At 44.3% G+C, this 16,227-nt stretch carries 13 protein-coding genes; 10 read left to right on the forward strand and 3 right to left on the reverse strand.

Translation table 11 applies throughout. The features are described from left to right. The first annotated feature begins 45 nt into the window (after positions 1–45). The 8 genes from ACED48_RS12005 (at position 46) to yegS (ending at position 8,660) form a co-directional block, all read left to right on the forward strand. Positions 46–1,029 (forward strand): MoxR family ATPase, encoded by a 984-nt coding sequence (locus tag ACED48_RS12005; protein ID WP_017058438.1) that lies wholly within the window; start codon positions 46–48, stop codon positions 1,027–1,029. 12 nt (positions 1,030–1,041) lie between these two features. Then, the gene (locus ACED48_RS12010) at positions 1,042–2,004 is read left to right on the forward strand and encodes a DUF58 domain-containing protein (RefSeq protein WP_017058437.1); all 963 of its coding nucleotides are present in this window, start codon (positions 1,042–1,044) and stop codon (positions 2,002–2,004) included. Further along, positions 2,005–2,565: a DUF4381 domain-containing protein gene (locus ACED48_RS12015; RefSeq protein ID WP_017058436.1), complete on the forward strand. Its 561-nt coding sequence runs from the start codon at positions 2,005–2,007 to the stop codon at positions 2,563–2,565. Beyond that, a complete protein-coding gene (locus tag ACED48_RS12020) occupies positions 2,558–3,637 on the forward strand; it encodes a VWA domain-containing protein (RefSeq protein WP_017058435.1) in 1,080 nt (359 codons plus the stop codon). The genes ACED48_RS12015 and ACED48_RS12020 overlap by 8 nt, the downstream gene beginning before the upstream one ends. Then, positions 3,630–5,354 (forward strand): VWA domain-containing protein, encoded by a 1,725-nt coding sequence (locus ACED48_RS12025; RefSeq protein ID WP_017058434.1) that lies wholly within the window; start codon positions 3,630–3,632, stop codon positions 5,352–5,354. Before ACED48_RS12020 ends, ACED48_RS12025 begins: the two co-directional genes overlap by 8 nt. Next, entirely contained in the window at positions 5,351–6,733 is a 1,383-nt protein-coding gene (locus tag ACED48_RS12030) for a BatD family protein (RefSeq protein WP_017058433.1), read from the forward strand. Before ACED48_RS12025 ends, ACED48_RS12030 begins: the two co-directional genes overlap by 4 nt. Before the next feature lie 78 nt (positions 6,734–6,811). Next, positions 6,812–7,717, forward strand: coding sequence for a LysR family transcriptional regulator (locus tag ACED48_RS12035; RefSeq protein WP_017058432.1), 906 nt, complete (start codon positions 6,812–6,814; stop codon positions 7,715–7,717). A gap of 34 nt (positions 7,718–7,751) precedes the next feature. Next, positions 7,752–8,660, forward strand: coding sequence for a lipid kinase YegS (gene yegS / locus ACED48_RS12040; RefSeq protein WP_017058431.1), 909 nt, complete (start codon positions 7,752–7,754; stop codon positions 8,658–8,660). Between the two features lie 166 nt (positions 8,661–8,826). On the opposite strand, the gene ACED48_RS12045 is transcribed toward yegS, so the two are convergent. Next, complete coding sequence (locus ACED48_RS12045) at positions 8,827–9,615, reverse strand: SUMF1/EgtB/PvdO family nonheme iron enzyme (RefSeq protein WP_017058430.1); 789 nt, start codon at positions 9,613–9,615, stop codon at positions 8,827–8,829. Between the two features lie 137 nt (positions 9,616–9,752). On the opposite strand from ACED48_RS12045, the gene ACED48_RS12050 reads away from it, so the two are divergent. Next, positions 9,753–11,084, forward strand: a complete 1,332-nt coding sequence (locus tag ACED48_RS12050; protein WP_017058429.1) for an anaerobic sulfatase maturase — start codon at positions 9,753–9,755, stop codon at positions 11,082–11,084. Between the two features lie 93 nt (positions 11,085–11,177). Beyond that, positions 11,178–12,236 carry a hypothetical protein gene (locus tag ACED48_RS12055; RefSeq protein WP_017058428.1) on the forward strand — a complete coding sequence of 353 codons (1,059 nt, stop codon included), beginning with the start codon at positions 11,178–11,180 and terminating at the stop codon, positions 12,234–12,236. Positions 12,237–12,345: 109 nt separating this feature from the next. Here the strand turns inward: ACED48_RS12055 and ACED48_RS12060 are convergent, their stop codons facing one another. Both ACED48_RS12060 and ACED48_RS12065 read right to left on the reverse strand, forming a co-directional pair. Beyond that, a complete protein-coding gene (locus ACED48_RS12060; protein ID WP_017058427.1) occupies positions 12,346–15,549 on the reverse strand; it encodes a response regulator in 3,204 nt (1,067 codons plus the stop codon). 213 nt (positions 15,550–15,762) lie between these two features. After that, the gene (locus tag ACED48_RS12065; protein ID WP_017058426.1) at positions 15,763–16,137 is read right to left on the reverse strand and encodes a hypothetical protein; all 375 of its coding nucleotides are present in this window, start codon (positions 16,135–16,137) and stop codon (positions 15,763–15,765) included. Positions 16,138–16,227 lie beyond the last annotated feature (90 nt).

The raw sequence follows: 16,227 nt of genomic DNA on the forward strand, positions 1-16,227 counted from the left end.
TTGTGAGTAGGATGTACGCAGCCAGATTGAATTAAGGGAAGACTTATGAACCATGCGCAACAAGCAATTAACCAACTGATTGAACAAACAGAGAAAAGTGTTATCGGTCAGAGCCACGTCGTTCGGGCTCTGGTGATAGGGTTATTGACTAATGGGCATGTGCTTTTAGAGGGACTTCCCGGTACAGCGAAAACTCGTTCAGTGAAATCGCTGGCGAACCTACTGAACACCAGTTTTGGTCGAATTCAGTTTACGCCTGACCTGCTGCCATCAGATGTAACGGGTACAGAAGTGTATCAAGAGCTTGATGGAAAGCCTCAGTTGCATTTCCAACCGGGTCCTATTTTCAACAGTATTGTTTTAGCCGATGAAGTGAACCGTGCTCCTGCAAAGGTACAAGCGGCTCTGCTTGAAGCCATGGCGGAAGGAACGATTACGGTGGGTGGTCAAACTCATATCCTACCTGATCTATTCATGGTGCTCGCTACGCAAAACCCAGTTGAGCAAGAAGGTACGTATCCACTGCCTGAAGCACAGATGGACCGTTTCATTATGAAAGTCACGGTCGACTATCCAGAAGATGAAGCTGAACGCGGCATCATTCGACTCGTGCGCAGTGAAGAGTTGGGTAGCGAAACGAGTTCAGAATTAGTCACTCCACAACATATTGAACCTGAATTGGTGCTTGAAGCGCGCCGCCAACTTCCAGACATTGCCGTTTCCGATTTAGTTGAGAACTACATCGTGGCTTTGGTAATGGCGACACGAAAACCTGAGCGTTATCCAGAATCAGACTTATCGAAATGGATTGAAATTGGTTCAAGTCCTCGTGCTTCTATTTCATTGGATAAATGTGCTCGCGCCTATGCGTGGCTGCAAGGGCGTGACCACGTCACGTTAGACGATGTGCGAGCAATGCTACCTACCGTATTAGGTCATCGATTCTCACTCTCTTATGACGCATTGGCCGATGGTGTTGACCATCAAAGAGTGGTTGAAGAACTGCTTGATAATGTTGAGATCGGATAATTAGGGGGCGTCATGGCGAAGCCAACACAAGCTCCCAAATCACAAGGCCTTGATCCTCGCTTATATTGTGATTATTCAAGGTTAGTGCGAATACAGGCTCAAGCTGAGTCGTTTTCTCTGTTGCCTCATCTTAAGGCGGGCAGTGTATTGTCGGGGCGACATAATTCTCTGTTCCGTGGCCGTGGTTTAAACTTCGAGGAATTACGTCATTACCAATTGGGTGATGATATCCGTAATCTCGATTGGAAAGTTACGATGCGCACGGGTAAGCCTCATGTTCGCAGTTATACCGAAGAGAAAGACCGTAATGTGATTATCTGTGTCGATCAGCGCAGTTCGATGTTTTTTGCTTCTCAAAACACTATGAAATCTGTTGTTGCTGCCGAAGTGGCGGCACTGTGTGGGTGGCGAGTGCTTAAAGATGGTGATCGTGTCGGCTTCGTTTTGGCCTCGCACCAAAAACTGTTTCATACCAAAGCTCAACGTTCTCAATCTGATTTATTGGCTCAGCTAAAACACCTTACCAAAGCCAATCAAAGCTTAGGCGTCAATGTAAGTGATGGCGATAATGTTGGTTTTAGCCAGTGGATTGAACTGATCAAACGAATGAGACTCAAGCAATCAACCTTGATATTCATTAGTGACTGGCGAGACTGCCGAGAACAACATCTCGATCGACTAAAGCAGTTACAGCAACACAACGATATCTTGGCCATTATGGTCACCGATCCATTAGAACAATCATTGCCTCAAGATCTGGCAAGCGCAAACTGGGTAGTGGGTGATGGTCGTTTTCAACTTAATCTGGATAGCCAATCTAAGGTTAACCTTGCAAGTGAAAGCCTTGCCCAGAAAGCGGCACTCCAGAAACAGTCCCTTGCTAAATTGATGGCGATGAAAAACCTCCCTTATATAGAATTAGACACCTCGGGCAATCACATATCGCAGCTTCAAAAGCTGGTTGGAGGACGCTAAATGGCTGTTGAACATACGCCTCCAAGTACTTATATCCTTCGCGATCTACATGATGTCGCCATTCCCGAGAGTGTGAGCTGGATACCGCAAACTATTGGTTGGAAGATCCTCGGTGTCGCCTTGCTGTTGATCGCCATCTATCTGGCTTATCGTTTGGTGCAGAGATGGTGGAATAACCGTTATCGTAAAGAAGCGCTTCAAGAGCTCATGGTATTGGATGCACGAGACAAGAACTCAACCGAGCGAACCTTCAAGGTACTGAAAGTGGTGCTTCGTTACCTAGACAGCAGCAATGCCAAGTTGTTTGGTCAGGCTTATGTAAACCGTCTGAACGCTTATCTGCCTGTTAGCGCTAACACCAGTGAAAACAGCAATGCGTTCTTTGCCGATGAAGTTTCGGAATTATGGATGCAAAGCCTAATTGACCCTAATGTGCGTTTGAGCTTTGAACAGCGTTTAGAGGTGATTCAAACCGCGATGATGTGGCTAAAACTTCATAAACCAGATCTACAAGCGAAACCGGATGTACAAGCAAAACCAGAGGGGCAAGGCAATGTTTGATGTTTTATCTTCCAGCTTTGAATTTGCGCATCCGCTGTGGTTTATCGGGTTGCCTTTACCGTTGTTGGTCTACTTTGCGGTGCCAGCTTATCGGACTAAGCAAATGGCGATTAAAGTGCCATTTTTTCGAGAATTGGTTGAAGCGATTGGGGAAGCGCCGTCAGAGGGTGCTAGCCAGTTAACACCTAGCTGGTGGCAACGAACCACGTTGATTATTACTTGGGCATTAGTGGTGTGTGCGCTCGCTAAACCAACCATTCTTGGCGAGCCGCAAGTTCGCGAACAATTAGGTCGTGATGTGATGGTAGTGGTCGATTTATCTGGCTCAATGGCAGAACAAGACTTTACCTCAAAGCAAGGCGATAAAATCTCTCGCTTAGATGCGACCAAAGAAGTGCTGGCTGATTTTGCGACTACCCGAAAAGGGGACCGACTCGGTTTGATTCTTTTTGGTGATGCAGCGTTTGTGCAAACGCCGTTTACCGCAGACCAAGATGTATGGCTTGAACTACTCAATCAAACCGACGTGGCGATGGCAGGGCAAAGTACGCACTTGGGCGATGCAATTGGCTTGGCGATTAAGGTGTTTGAACAAAGCGAAAAGCAAAGTGTTGCCGTTCAAGATTCAAGTGTTGATTCCAACGAAAAAGAGAAGGTCGTGATCGTATTAACCGACGGTAATGATACGGGAAGCTTTGTTGAACCGATTGATGCAGCCAAAGTTGCGAAGGCGAAAGGCGTTCGTATTCACGTGATCGCCATGGGTGACCCACAAACCGTTGGTGAAGTGGCTTTGGATATGGAAACCATCAAACGAGTGGCTCAAGAGTCTGGTGGCGAAGCCTTTGAGGCGCTTAACCGCGACGAACTGACCAAAGCCTACGCTCAGATTGGTGAGCTAGAACCACAATTATATGAAAGTACCACTTATCGTCCTAAACAAGGGCTGCACCATTACTTAATGGCGATTGTTGTTGTGATGTATCTGACTGCCTTTAGTCTGGCGACTTTACGTAGAAGGTCGCTTTTGGCTTCTAAAACTAAAAAATTGAAAGGAGAGGATGATGCCTGATTCTCTCACTCTGCAACAGTTCTTTACCCAGCTTCATTTTATCCGACCTTTGTGGTTGTTGGCCTTTATTCCGATGTTCTTCCTGCTATGGGTTCGTTGGAGAGAAGAGACCAAACCAACGTGGAAAGACATTCTACCTGCACACTTACGTGATGCTTTGACGATTGGCGAAACAGGCTGGCGTAAGCAGTTGCCATTGAAGCTATTGGTGGTGATTGTAACTATCGCCATCATTATCTGTTCTGGCCCAACATGGCAGCGTGAGGCTTCTCCTTTTGGTGAAGACAAAGCGTCGATGTTGGTTGTGCTTGATAACAGTGAATCTATGCTCGCTAAAGATTTGCCTCCAAGTCGCTTGGAACGATCCAAGCAGAAAATTAGAGACTTATTGGCAGCTCGCAAAGGCGGTAATACTGGCTTGGTGGTTTACGCAGGCAGCGCACACGTCGCGATGCCCGTCACGCAGGACAGCAAGGTATTTGAACCGTTTCTTGCGGCTATCACACCCGATATCATGCCTGTTTCAGGTAAGTCAGCAGAAGAAGCGTTGCCACTCATAAACCAGCAATTGTCTGGTGAGTTAGGCTCGTCAGTGTTGTTGGTATCAGATGGTGTGAATCCAAGTACGACGCGAGCTTTTGAAACTTTTTTCAACGAAAACCTATATCAGTTGCTTATTTTGGCTGCTGGAAATAGCGATGTGGTGAGCGATAACCCTGTCGACCTCGATTCACTGCGTGACTTAGCGAGTAAGACGGGTGGACGAGTGGTTGAGGTGACCGTTGACGATTCGGATATTCGACAACTGAATCAAGCGGTTGAAAGAAACATGCAACTTAACGGTGAATCTTCTATGCCATGGAAAGACATGGGCTATGGCCTGCTTATTCCAATGGCGATCATCATGTTGTTGTGGTTTAGAAAAGGGTGGTTGGTGCAGTGGTGTGTCGTTGGCCTAGTGATTTCGGGCAGCCTGTACTCACCAAGAACTTTGGCGAAAACAGTCAATTTAACTGCTGAGAAACCCGTTGTGGTGGAGTCGCTTACAGCTTGGGATAAGACCGCTCAATGGTGGTGGGACTTATGGCTAACGCCCGACCAACAAGGTCAACGTTTATTGAATCAGAAAGAATACCTTCAAGCTACTAAACATTTTACTGACCCCATGAGAAAAGGTGCGGCTTATTACTATGCTCGTGATTTTAAGCTCGCTCACAGTGCATTTTTGCAAACCAAAACTGACCTTGGCTTATACAATGCAGCGAGTGCGTTAGCCAGGCAGCGTGAATACCTTGCCGCACGAGACCTCTTGAAATCATTAAGCGAGAAAGAGGATCTTTCACCAGAACTAAGAACGGATGTGGAAAATAACCTTGCAGTGCTTAGCGGGATTGTCGAAGAGGTAAACCGAACCAGCGAAAGCCAGTCTGGAACCACAGATGGTCCTGAAGAATCTTTAGAACTCGAAGACGATCAGCCGCGAACGGGTGATGGCGCCGAAGAAGAAACGGTAGCGGAATTGATGCTTAAGGAAACGCTGAATGCCAATGAAATCTTGGGCAGTCAAGAGCTTGCCGACAAGTGGTTAAAACGCGTCGAAGCGGATCCTAAGTTCTTCTTGAAGTCCAAGTTCCAAATTCAATTAAGAGACCCTGCACCTTCGATAGAACAGACACCGAAACAGGAACAGGCAACAAAACAGGGGCAAGCACAATGAGTCGATACGATTTAGCTCTTGAAGCGGTTCAATCAAAGGGAGCGCGATTCACAGCCCGCTCATGGTTGCTGTCGATGGTTCTACTATTCAGTTCTGTTTTTCCTATTCTTGCTTCGGCGGCTGATATTTATGACCTGCAGAAGAATGGTGATGTTGAACTGATTGCTTGGGTCGGAGAAAAACCGAAGTCAGGCGACAAGATAACACCGACCAAAGTCAGCGTAAATGAGCAGGTCATTCTGAACATTGAGGTGGCGACACCGCGCTGGTTAACAGGCGGCACCCGAATCGGCAGTATCGAAATCCCTAACGTGATCGCTAAGCAACGTAACCAACTCGCGACTAATTACACGGAACGAGTTAATGGCACTACATGGTCACGTCAACGATGGGAAGTGACACTCTATCCGATGACTTCTGGCGAGTTTGTCATTCCAACCGTGCCGGTTCGTATCCAAGTTTCTGCTCCTGATGGTTCAAACGTTGGTGGCACGCTTTACACGCAGCCGATTAAGTTTGAAGTTTCGTTGCCTTCAGGTTTACTCGATAATGAAACGCCTTGGTTTTCTGCAACAGAGGTAGATGTAGATCAGCAATGGCAACGTTCAAGTGACGAGCTAAAAGTTGGCGATGCCATTACTCGAACTATCACGATTAAGGCAAAAGACAGCCTTTCTGTGTTGCTGCCAGACGTGCTAACCAATGAGTCCACTCAGCAGTTCCAAGCTTACCCACAGCCCAACCGTTTAGACGATGCGCAAGAACGTGGTGATTACCGTTCTAGCCGAGTCGAAGAAACGGTTTATGTTATTCAACAAGGTGGCGAATTTACCTTACCGGATTTCTCATTCCAGTGGTGGGACAGCAGGAATCAACGTCTTGAAAGTGTTGTCATAAAAGGCGAGGTGTTTGAAGCAAAACACACTGTTCAATCCTTCATCAAGGCTTATATGTCGGTCTTTATCAGCGTTGGTTTGGCATTAGTGTTGTGTGTTGCGTTATTTGTTTCTTTGAAGCGTTATTACAAGAACCGACCGACACCGAGTTGGTTGGTATTCCGTCGTTTGCTTAAGCAAGGTAATTGGCCTGCATTGAGAACCTTTATCTACCGTCAATTGCGAACAGAAACGACTCAGTTAGAGCTGGATAAAGTGAAACTGAGTAAAGCGCAACTTGGTAAATTGAATGGACAAAAACGTTGGGTGGAAGACAGCGAAGCACTTCAGCAAGGGTATGAAGATAAAAACGTCTTTACTCGTTTGTGGAGAGGGTTAAGTAACCTGTCTAATGATCAATTAAACTCAAGCCATTCTCGTTCGATTTTCTCCCGCTTGAAAATCCCTAAAGCCTTGCCAGACTTAAAAAATAAAACTAAGTAGCAACCTTTAGTTATTCGCATCGAACATAATCGGCAGGCTCTCTATTATGGGGAATCTGCTTCTTTAATATGGAACTGTATGAAAAATACCGAGCTAAATTTAATTCCTATATTTGTTGCTATCTATGAAGAGCAGAACTTGTCTAGGGCTGCTAGTCGCATGGATATCAGCCAACCTGCTGTGAGCAAAGCGCTTGCACGGTTGCGAGATATCTATGACGAGCCACTGTTTCACCGCACCACATCAGGCGTAGAGCCAACCACATTCGCTATTGATATCTATCCTGCAATGGCTGCCGCACTCAAGAACTTCACTTCTACTTTATCGGATTCAAGAGACTTCGACCCTAAAACCTCAGGCCGCGTCTTTTCAATTGCTTGCGTCTCAGCGGCGAGTTACGAAATGATGCCAAGAGTCATGCAGTTAATTAGTCAAGTGGCGCCTGGTATTGCATTGGAAATTCATCCTTTGTTTACTGAAGATTACGAGTCCGATTTAAGATTACAAAGACACGATGTGATTGTTGATATGACGCCAAAGGGAAGAACCATGCTCAAGCATGAGGTGATTTCTAAAGAGGAGCTGGTGGTTGTATGCAGAGCTGATCATCCTACGGTTGGCGACACCATTAATATGGAGCAATTTCTTTCTCTTGGTCACGTCGTGGTATCTCGCTGGCACGCCCGTAAAAGCTTGTTAAGTTCTGAACACTATGATGGCTTAGAACAGCGCAGGGTAGTTTACCGAGCGGCTGGCGTTGTCGAGATGCTCCCAGTCATTGAGAACTCAGATTATATCGGTATGCTGCCAATATCGTCGGTTCGCTGTTTCTCAGAGAAGTACAATGTCAAAATACTGCCTTTACCATTCGAGTTGGAAGACCTCGAAATGTGTATGATTTGGCACCCAAGCCGTACCAACGAGCCAAGCCATAAGTGGCTGCGTGATAAAATAAAAGTGGCGGCAAAAGAGTTATCAAGTTAGTTAGCACTATATTAGTTATTATAGAGGACATAGCATGGACAGCATTCGCGCGATTTTCAATGGTAAGAAAGCCAATACTCCAGAGTTAAGACAAGCGGTTTTTGATGCAAGAGACCGTGATATCGACCTACAAGTTAGAGTGACTTGGGAGCCTTCAGATATGTATCGTCTAGTAAACGAGGCAATATGCGATGGTGTGAAACGCCTCATTGTTGCTGGTGGCGATGGGACGGTTAATGAGGCCGTTAGTGCGCTCAACCAGTTTCAAGTGAGTGAAAGGCCGCAACTTGCGATTATTCCCATGGGAACCGCGAACGATTTTGCTACTGCAACGGCTATTCCGAGTAATATTGCAGAGGCTTTTGCACTCGCATTAGAAGGCAATACTTTCGCGGTCGACAGTGTTCGTGCTAACGACCGCTATTTCATGAATGTAGCGGCAGCAGGATTTGGAGCTGAAGTGACCGCTGAAACTCCTGTTGAATTGAAAGACTTTCTTGGTGGCGGTGCGTACACGTTAACAGGCGTGGTGAAAGCGTTAGGATTTAAGCCTTATAGCGGCACCTTAACCGTAGATAAAGGCACTTTTACTGGCGAAATTCTGGTTGGTGCGTTTTGTAATGGTCGCTTGGCCGGTGGTGGTCAATCACTTGCGCCTGAAGCTTTGATAGACGATGGCTTAATGGATCTAACATTAGTTAAGTCATTTGTGGCGTCAGAATTACCGCAAGTTCTTGAGGAGTTAAAAAGTCCTGATGAAGATGGTAAGTATATTGTGCATACTCAAACGAGTTGGCTTGATATCGATTTTACTCAACCTTTACCGATTAATTTAGACGGAGAGCCTTATCGTTCAAATAACATCCGCTTCGAAGTTGTCCCATCAAGCATCCGTCTGGTACTTCCTGATGACTGCCCTTGTTTAAGTAAGAACTGCGTTTGAATATGTTCAATGTCATATGGTGTTACTGAACGTGAGATCGGCTTTGCTTCAATAGTGTGCTCCGCGTACTGAGTGCGCTTGCAATATTTCCTGCGTTCTTATCGTCAGCCGAGATCCGGGTTAACGTTGTGCTGTGTAATACTGAATTATTTTAATCCGCCTGTAACTAGTCTGCGTCTTTAACTAGGCGCAGACCCATGTCCGACATGGTGATTGACTGGCTTGCGAAATCACGGCGGTAACTTTCAGATTCATTTGCTTCATAGGCGAAACTGCCACCGCGCACTGATTTATGTGATAGCCCTACGTCACTATGTTTTGCATTGTTTGGATTATCTGTTGGACCGAATCTGTAGAAGGTGTCATCGAAGGCATCAATCACAAACTCTCCCACGTTTCCTGTCATGTCATATAAACCTAGTTCATTTGGTTTTTTTAGTCCGACAGGATGAGCACTGTTTTTTGAGTTTGCTGAGTACCACGCGACATCACCTAAGCTATTGGAACCGCTGTAAGTATAGCCTTTACTTCTGTTGCCACCCTTCGCTGCAAATTCCCATTCCGCTTCAGTTGGCAGGCGGTACTCTTCGCTTGTTAACTCATTCAACTGCTCAACGAAATAGTTCGCCTGTTGCCAACTTAAGTTGTTAACTGGGATTTGTGGGTTTTTGAAATAACTAAGAGACGACCCCATCACTGATTCGAATAGTTCTTGAGTCACCTCAAACTTCGCAATGTAAAAACTATCTACAACTACTTCACGGGCTGGTCGTTCAGCTTTGGTTGCTTTCTTGCTGTTTGAGCCCATGGTGAATGTTCCGCCTTCAACTAACACCATCTCTTGGTCAATTTTTTGAGCGATAGGGTGTGTAGGCACGCTTGCACAGCCGCTTAGGAAAATAGTCATTGTGACGCCGCTAACTGCTGCTAAATGTTTGTAATTGATAAATTTCATCACGTGCCTCAAATATTCGAAATAGGATGTAATTCTAACGTTTTTGGTCATTCCTATTGGTTATAAAGGGTATAACATGCCACTGAGTTAATTCGGAATTATGATGGTGACAAGATACTAAGATAGGTAGGTAAATCATGCATATTACTCAAGGTCCACAATATAACGGTAAAGCGTCTAAGCGCCTGCATGTTATGGCTAAGCCGATTGGCGCAGCGTGCAACATTGACTGTAAATATTGTTATTACCTAAGTAAGCAAGATTTGTTGGAGTACAAGAAAGGCAGTTCTCCAAGAATGGATGATGAGACGCTAGAGACTTACATCCGACAATACATCGAAGGTCAAAATACACCTGAAATCATCTTCTCATGGCAGGGTGGTGAACCTACCATGTTAGGTTTGGCTTATTTTGAGCGTGTGGTTGAGCTACAGAAAAAGTATCAGCCCGAAGGTGTGTTAATTTCAAATGATCTACAAACTAATGGCACATTATTGAATGATGATTGGGGTCGATTCTTAGCAAAGAACAACTTCCTAATCGGTTTAAGTATTGATGGCCCTGAAATGCTGCACAACGCTTACCGTACCAACAGAGCGGGTCGTGGCACATTCAAACAAGTGATGGCTGCTGTTGAGCTGCTACACAAGCACAAAGTCAAATTCGCCACGCTAACCTGCGTGAATAACCTCACCAGCCAAAATGCATTAGAAGTGTATCGTTTCCTACGTGATGTGGTGAAGTCTCCACAAATGCAATTTATTCCTATCGTAGAACAAAAAACCTTTAGAACCGTTGCACCGCAAACGTCTCAAGTGAGTGAGCAACTTAAGCAAGGTGACAAGCGTCTGATTCCGGGTCATAAAGATTCGATCATGGAATCATGGTGTGTATCGGACTTAGCGTGGGGTAACTTCCTGATTGCTGTGTTTGATGAGTGGGCGAAGCAAGACATCGGTAAAGTGTTTGTTCAATATTTCGAAGCGAGCTTAGAAACGTGGATTGGACGCCCGAACCCGCTTTGCACGCTGAATGAGATCTGCGGTAAAGGCTTAGCGATGGAGCCAAACGGCGATGTGTTCTCTTGTGACCACTACGTTTACCCTGAATATAAAATCGGCAACATCCATCATGAAAAGCTTGATGACCTAGCATATAGCGCACCACAACAGAAATTTGGCTTTGCTAAATTACGCACACTGACGAGCCAATGCCAGCAATGTGACTACAAGTTTGCTTGTCATGGCGAATGCCCTAAAAACCGCTTTATCAAAACCCGTGTGGGTGAGCCGGGCTTGAACTATTTATGTGCGGGCTGGCACAAGTTCTTCTCTCATGTTGATAAATCGATGGCGTATATTGCGCGTGCGATGAGACACCCTGTTGCTCATGGTAAGTACAGTGATTCTGTGATGATGGCGCGTCGAGTAGAACAGGCGCAACAAGCTACGTTCGAGACCAAGTTTTAAATCAAGTTCTAGGTTTAGAGCTATCGATCTTAATGAAATTTAATCAAATATGAGTCTAGGGACAAGCTAAGTTCTCCAGCTTAAGGTAATACTATGATCAAGAAAAGTTTAGCGACAGCGGTTGCTTTATTTATTTCAACGTCCGCATTGCTATCAACGTCAGCAATGGCAGCTAATAGCGTTCAACAAACTGTTGATGCACCAGCACAAAATATCAATCAAGTGCTTGAAATGACGGACACTCAAACCCGAATTCAACAGTTGTCTTACATGGCGCAAGATCAGAATCAGTCTATTGAAAACCGTACTGGTGCGCTGCAAGAATTGGCCGCTTACCCAAGCCAAAATGCGTTGGTGGCTGTTGTTAGAGGTTTGAAAGATCAAGACCCTGAAGTTCGTGAAGCGTCGGTGATTGGGTCTGAACCTTATCAACTAGAACATCGCTGGGCATTGGTATCTCCGTTGCTTAAAGACAGCGATACTATGGTTCGCCACACGGCAACATCAAATCTAATTCGTGACTTTAATGCCTTAGATGATCAACAAAAAGCACAAATCGAGCCACCAGTAAAGGAGTTGATTAGTTTCCTAGAAACGCAAGAATCTGAAAAGTATCAATTGCTGTTTGCTGATGTACTTCGCTGGCACAACGAGTGGGATAAGGCCGAAACGGTTTATTTGGATCTCATTAATACTCATGCGACAGAGCCACAAGTTTGGTTGAGTTATGCCGATAACTTCCGTGCTCAGAAAAAAGACCAGCAAGCGGTCGATGTATTGGATCGCGGTTTGAAACATGTACCAGACAACGCAGCTTTGCATTATTCTAAATCTCTGACTTTGGTTCGCCTTGAAGACAAGAGCGCAGCGGCACATGAGATTGAAGTGGCCGCTAAGCTAGCGAAAGATAATAGCTATTACTGGTACCTCAATGGGGTATTGCAAGAAGAGTTAGATATCGACAAATCGACCAAGTCGTTCGAAAAAGCGTACCTAATATCGGGTTCTCCAGAGCAGTTGTATGCAGTGTGTGACATTTACGTACGCTACGGTAATGAGAAAACTGACGAATGCTTGGTTGAGCTTTCGAAAGTGGCTCCGGGTTACGTGATTGATCAGCTGAAAGAGAAGCGAGTAGCGCCAAGCTCGTAATATCTTCAATAACAACGTTGAACAATTAAGAAGTCAGTTGATATATTCGATTGGCTTTTTTTGTAATGTCTTGTGCTGAACTATGCGACTCGTGTGTGGGTCATCTCGTCTAACAAGTTGCACTTTCTATTTGATGGAATAGTTTGTCTTTTCTCACGGGCTTCGCGACGTACCCATCCATTCCCGAATTAAAGCACTTTTGAATGTCATCATCGATAACGCTGGCGGTTAACGCGATGATAGGAGTTTTATTTAAACCTAGATTTCTCTCATATTCTCTAATCTCTCGAGTTGCGGTGAAACCATCCATTACTGGCATCATGCAATCCATTAAAATAATGTCGAAGTTACTGTCGCTCTTATACATCTCAACAGCGATTAGTCCATTGTCTGCAATTTCAAATGCATAGCCCGCTTTTTTCAGCATTAAAGATGCCACCTTCTGATTCACGCGATTGTCTTCGACAAGAAGTATCTTTTCAGATTTACTCGGCACTGTGTTTTGTTCCGTTTCTTCTGGCAATGTCTGTTTGGCTTTGCTTGCGTTATTAATAGGAATGACAGTTGACACTACTGATGTCGAATTTTGATGAGAGGTGACAGGCAAAGGCATTGTCTCAACAGCGGCTAGGATTTTCTCTTCCAACATTTCGAACTTGAATGGCTTTGGTACATAGTCGTCCATTCCCACATCAAAACACTTTTGAATATCATCATCAATCACACTGGCGGTAAGTGCAATAATAGGGGTACGACGTTTTGCTTTTGTTTCCTCTTCAATTCTTCGGATGTTGACTGTCGCTTGGAAGCCATCCATAACTGGCATCATACAATCCATCAATATTGCCGCGTAAAGAGAGTTATTAGCAAACATGTCCACGGCTTCTTGGCCATTGTTTGCAAATTCGAAGTCAAAGCCACTTTTACTTACGTGAAGGCCCGCAATCTTTTGGTTTATCTTATTGTCTTCCACGATCAGAATTTTATGTTGAGGCATTAGATCTTGTTGACTAGCTTCTGAGCGAGCAGCAAAACCCTGTACGTCGCAAAGTTCAATGGCTTTTATTAAGCGTATGCCAAGTAGCGGTTGTGATACTTGAGCGGTAACACTATTACCCATATCACCCGATTCGCTGAGAAATGAACGAAGGAGACAAATAGTAGCGCCGTTTTGATGCAGTTTATCTAAGTCGTCGGAATGGTCGTTAACTCGAAACGAATCATCTTCAGCGAAAATGACAGTGGTCGATTTACTGTACTTTTTCGTTCTGATTTGCTTAACAATATCGTCCGCGTGTTCCGTTATTTGAGTCACTTTCAAACCATAAAGATTAAGGTCGTTTTCTATGCGCTCAGAAAGTACATTTTTGTTACCGAAAATGTAAATGTTAGCGGTTGCTAAACTTGGCTTCGGCAACATTAAGTCAACCGGTAATTCTAAATCGAAGTAGAAACAACTGCCTTCCCCTTTAACTGAGGTGAGTTGAATTCGACCACCCATAAGCTCAACAAGCTGAGTACTGATGGCGAGACCAAGACCTGTGCCGCCGAACTGTCGAGTGGTTGAATTGTCCTCTTGAGCAAAAGGTTCGAATATTTGTTTTTGTTGCTGTTTATCTATACCAATGCCGGTGTCACGTACAGAGAACCTAATGGTAACACTAGTGCTAGGTTGGCTGAGAGTCTGGATCGATAATGTCACCCCACCTTTTGCGGTAAACTTCACTGCATTCGACATAAAGTTCATTAGAATTTGTCTTAATCGGTGATCATCAAGCATGACTCGAGCTGGTGTATCTGAGCTGATGTCGACGCTAACTGTGATATTTTGCTCTTTTGCTTTCGGCGCAATAATTGAGGCGATATCGTATATTGATTCTCTAATGGATGCGGAATGTGGGCTGATTAATAGCATGCCAGATTCTATCTTAGAAAAATCTAAGATATCGTTGATTAAACTCAGTAGCAGTTGAGATGATATTTCAATGGTATCAACATAATCTCGTTGTGTTGGGGTCAGCGGAGTATCGGAAAGGACTTCTGAGATACCGATAACACCATTTAATGGAGTACGTATTTCGTGAGACATGTTAGCTAGGAAGCTACTTTTTGCCTTACTCGCTTGGATTGCGTGATCTTTTGCCTGTTCAGCCTCTTCTTTAGCTCTTTCGGCGTCTTCTTTCGCTATCATCAGTCTCTCTTTAGCGAGCCCTTGTTCGATGGTCAATCGTTTCACTTGCTGAGCAAATAGACTGAGCTCATCTTTTCCTTGTATCAGCTTATCTAAAGAAGGCCGAGTTTGATCGTTCTCACTTTTTAAAAACTTGAGAACCAAATTAAGGTTATTAGTGACCTGCCTTGTCAAACTTAATGTTAACCCCATCACTAGTGCAGTGAGTGAGGCGACGATCGAAATAAACAGTATTCTCTGCATCTGAGCGGCATAAATCGCTTGCTCAACTTCTTGTTTGAACTCTTGTTTAATGACACTGCCGAGGCTTTGTAATAGGCTTAGGCGTGTGTTCATGGCCTCTAAACCAACCGAAATTTCTTGTGGACTTAGCTTGCTTATTGCATTGAAGTTGAGTAAAGCACTTCTTATTTTTTGGCTTTGAGTAAAAACGTCATTTCTAAACACCTCAACCATTAAAGCGACTTGATCCTCGTTGGCATTTAATAAAACGAAGCGCTCTAGGAACAGTTGTTGCCTTTCACTGAGGGTTTTTATTTGTTCTGCAAGTTCTGGGCTGTATTCTTGGCTGTTTTGAAATATTTCAATCAGTGAGGTACCCAGTTTGAATTCCTCATTTGACCAAAAAGCTAGCCATTCAAGCTGTTGTAATGCAGTGAGGTGCTGCTGAATTTCACGTTTGGTGTTCTCAAACGGGACTTTTTCTATTTCAATCAATAACCGCTTGTACGTGTCACTTTGCCACTCAAGGGCATCTAATTTATCGTAACTATCGGTTGCTTCCATCGTAAATAGAGTCGCGTCGCTGAAGTCTGTTACAAGTTGATTTACTTCATCAAAAGCGTCTAAAAAAATCAATGGGGAGACTTTTTTCAGTTCTTCTCTGACTTGGCTACTTTGTGTCGCAAACTCCTCCGAGCTAAAAGTTAGAGTACTCCGGGATAAGGCCGAAACATCCTGAAGGTAGACAAATAGCTGGTTGGTTCGTTCAAAATCGGCTAACTGAGTTGTTAAGATATAAGCCTGTCTGCCAGCAAGGAAGAGCAAGAGTGAAATGGGGAGTAAAACTAAGCCAAAGAGTTTGTGTTTGACTGAAAGGCTATTCCAGACCGTAATCGGCATATAAGGATCCGTGCTACTGTTTTTATATAAAACAGTAGAATAAAAATGACAATATGGAAACTTTGATACCGTAAATTTAGTGGAAGTGTGGAAGGGGTATAAATTCCTAGGATCTTATCGCTTATCTTGCAATGTATTCCGTTCCTGACCATTGATGACGTTCGGCCTTCGGTTCATTTTGTATTTTTATTGATGAGAAACTTTAAAGAAAGCTTAATGATGATGGTTTTTGTCTTTAGTTACTTCTAACAGAAGTTGCTCTAGAGCTGATTTTGCAGTCGGTTCTAATGTCCAAACCCCTAGCATTCGCTGGAGTGCGGCACGATATACTCTGTTTTTTAACAGGAAGGCGAGAGTGCTAGTGTCGTTATTCAAAACATGGCTTTGTATCACGATTAGCTCAGCTTTGTTTGCGATGTCAATTTGCTGAAGGTTAAAAGCGGGTAGAAACGCACACTCATACCATACCTCAACAACCTCTCGGAGTTCGATTTCCTCTTCAGGTACGTCACAGCCCTGAAATTGATGGTTTTCAGGAATAGTGGATAAGTACGATACATCAAGCTTGTCTGCAACGAATGTGTACATTTTCTTCCTAGTTAAATGTGAGTTGAGGGTAAATCATCTCTTTCACTTATGTTTTTGTCAATTACATCCGTTTACCTAAAGATTTAATTG

This window comes from Vibrio sp. 5S239, assembly GCF_041439575.1.
Classification (GTDB): Bacteria; Pseudomonadota; Gammaproteobacteria; order Enterobacterales; family Vibrionaceae; genus Vibrio; species Vibrio kanaloae.

Bases quoted from the DNA above. Each gene is read 5' to 3' on its own strand.
- ACED48_RS12015 (WP_017058436.1), top strand. From the start codon at position 2,005: ATGGCTGTTGAACATACGCCTCCAAGTACTTATATCCTTCGCGATCTA.
- ACED48_RS12065 (WP_017058426.1), bottom strand. From the start codon at position 16,137: ATGTACACATTCGTTGCAGACAAGCTTGATGTATCGTACTTATCCACT.
- ACED48_RS12050 (WP_017058429.1), top strand. From the start codon at position 9,753: ATGCATATTACTCAAGGTCCACAATATAACGGTAAAGCGTCTAAGCGC.
- ACED48_RS12055 (WP_017058428.1), top strand. From the start codon at position 11,178: ATGATCAAGAAAAGTTTAGCGACAGCGGTTGCTTTATTTATTTCAACG.
- ACED48_RS12005 (WP_017058438.1), top strand. From the start codon at position 46: ATGAACCATGCGCAACAAGCAATTAACCAACTGATTGAACAAACAGAG.
- yegS (WP_017058431.1), top strand. From the start codon at position 7,752: ATGGACAGCATTCGCGCGATTTTCAATGGTAAGAAAGCCAATACTCCA.
- ACED48_RS12010 (WP_017058437.1), top strand. From the start codon at position 1,042: ATGGCGAAGCCAACACAAGCTCCCAAATCACAAGGCCTTGATCCTCGC.
- ACED48_RS12035 (WP_017058432.1), top strand. From the start codon at position 6,812: ATGAAAAATACCGAGCTAAATTTAATTCCTATATTTGTTGCTATCTAT.
- ACED48_RS12020 (WP_017058435.1), top strand. From the start codon at position 2,558: ATGTTTGATGTTTTATCTTCCAGCTTTGAATTTGCGCATCCGCTGTGG.
- ACED48_RS12030 (WP_017058433.1), top strand. From the start codon at position 5,351: ATGAGTCGATACGATTTAGCTCTTGAAGCGGTTCAATCAAAGGGAGCG.
- ACED48_RS12045 (WP_017058430.1), bottom strand. From the start codon at position 9,615: ATGAAATTTATCAATTACAAACATTTAGCAGCAGTTAGCGGCGTCACA.
- ACED48_RS12060 (WP_017058427.1), bottom strand. From the start codon at position 15,549: ATGCCGATTACGGTCTGGAATAGCCTTTCAGTCAAACACAAACTCTTT.
- ACED48_RS12025 (WP_017058434.1), top strand. From the start codon at position 3,630: ATGCCTGATTCTCTCACTCTGCAACAGTTCTTTACCCAGCTTCATTTT.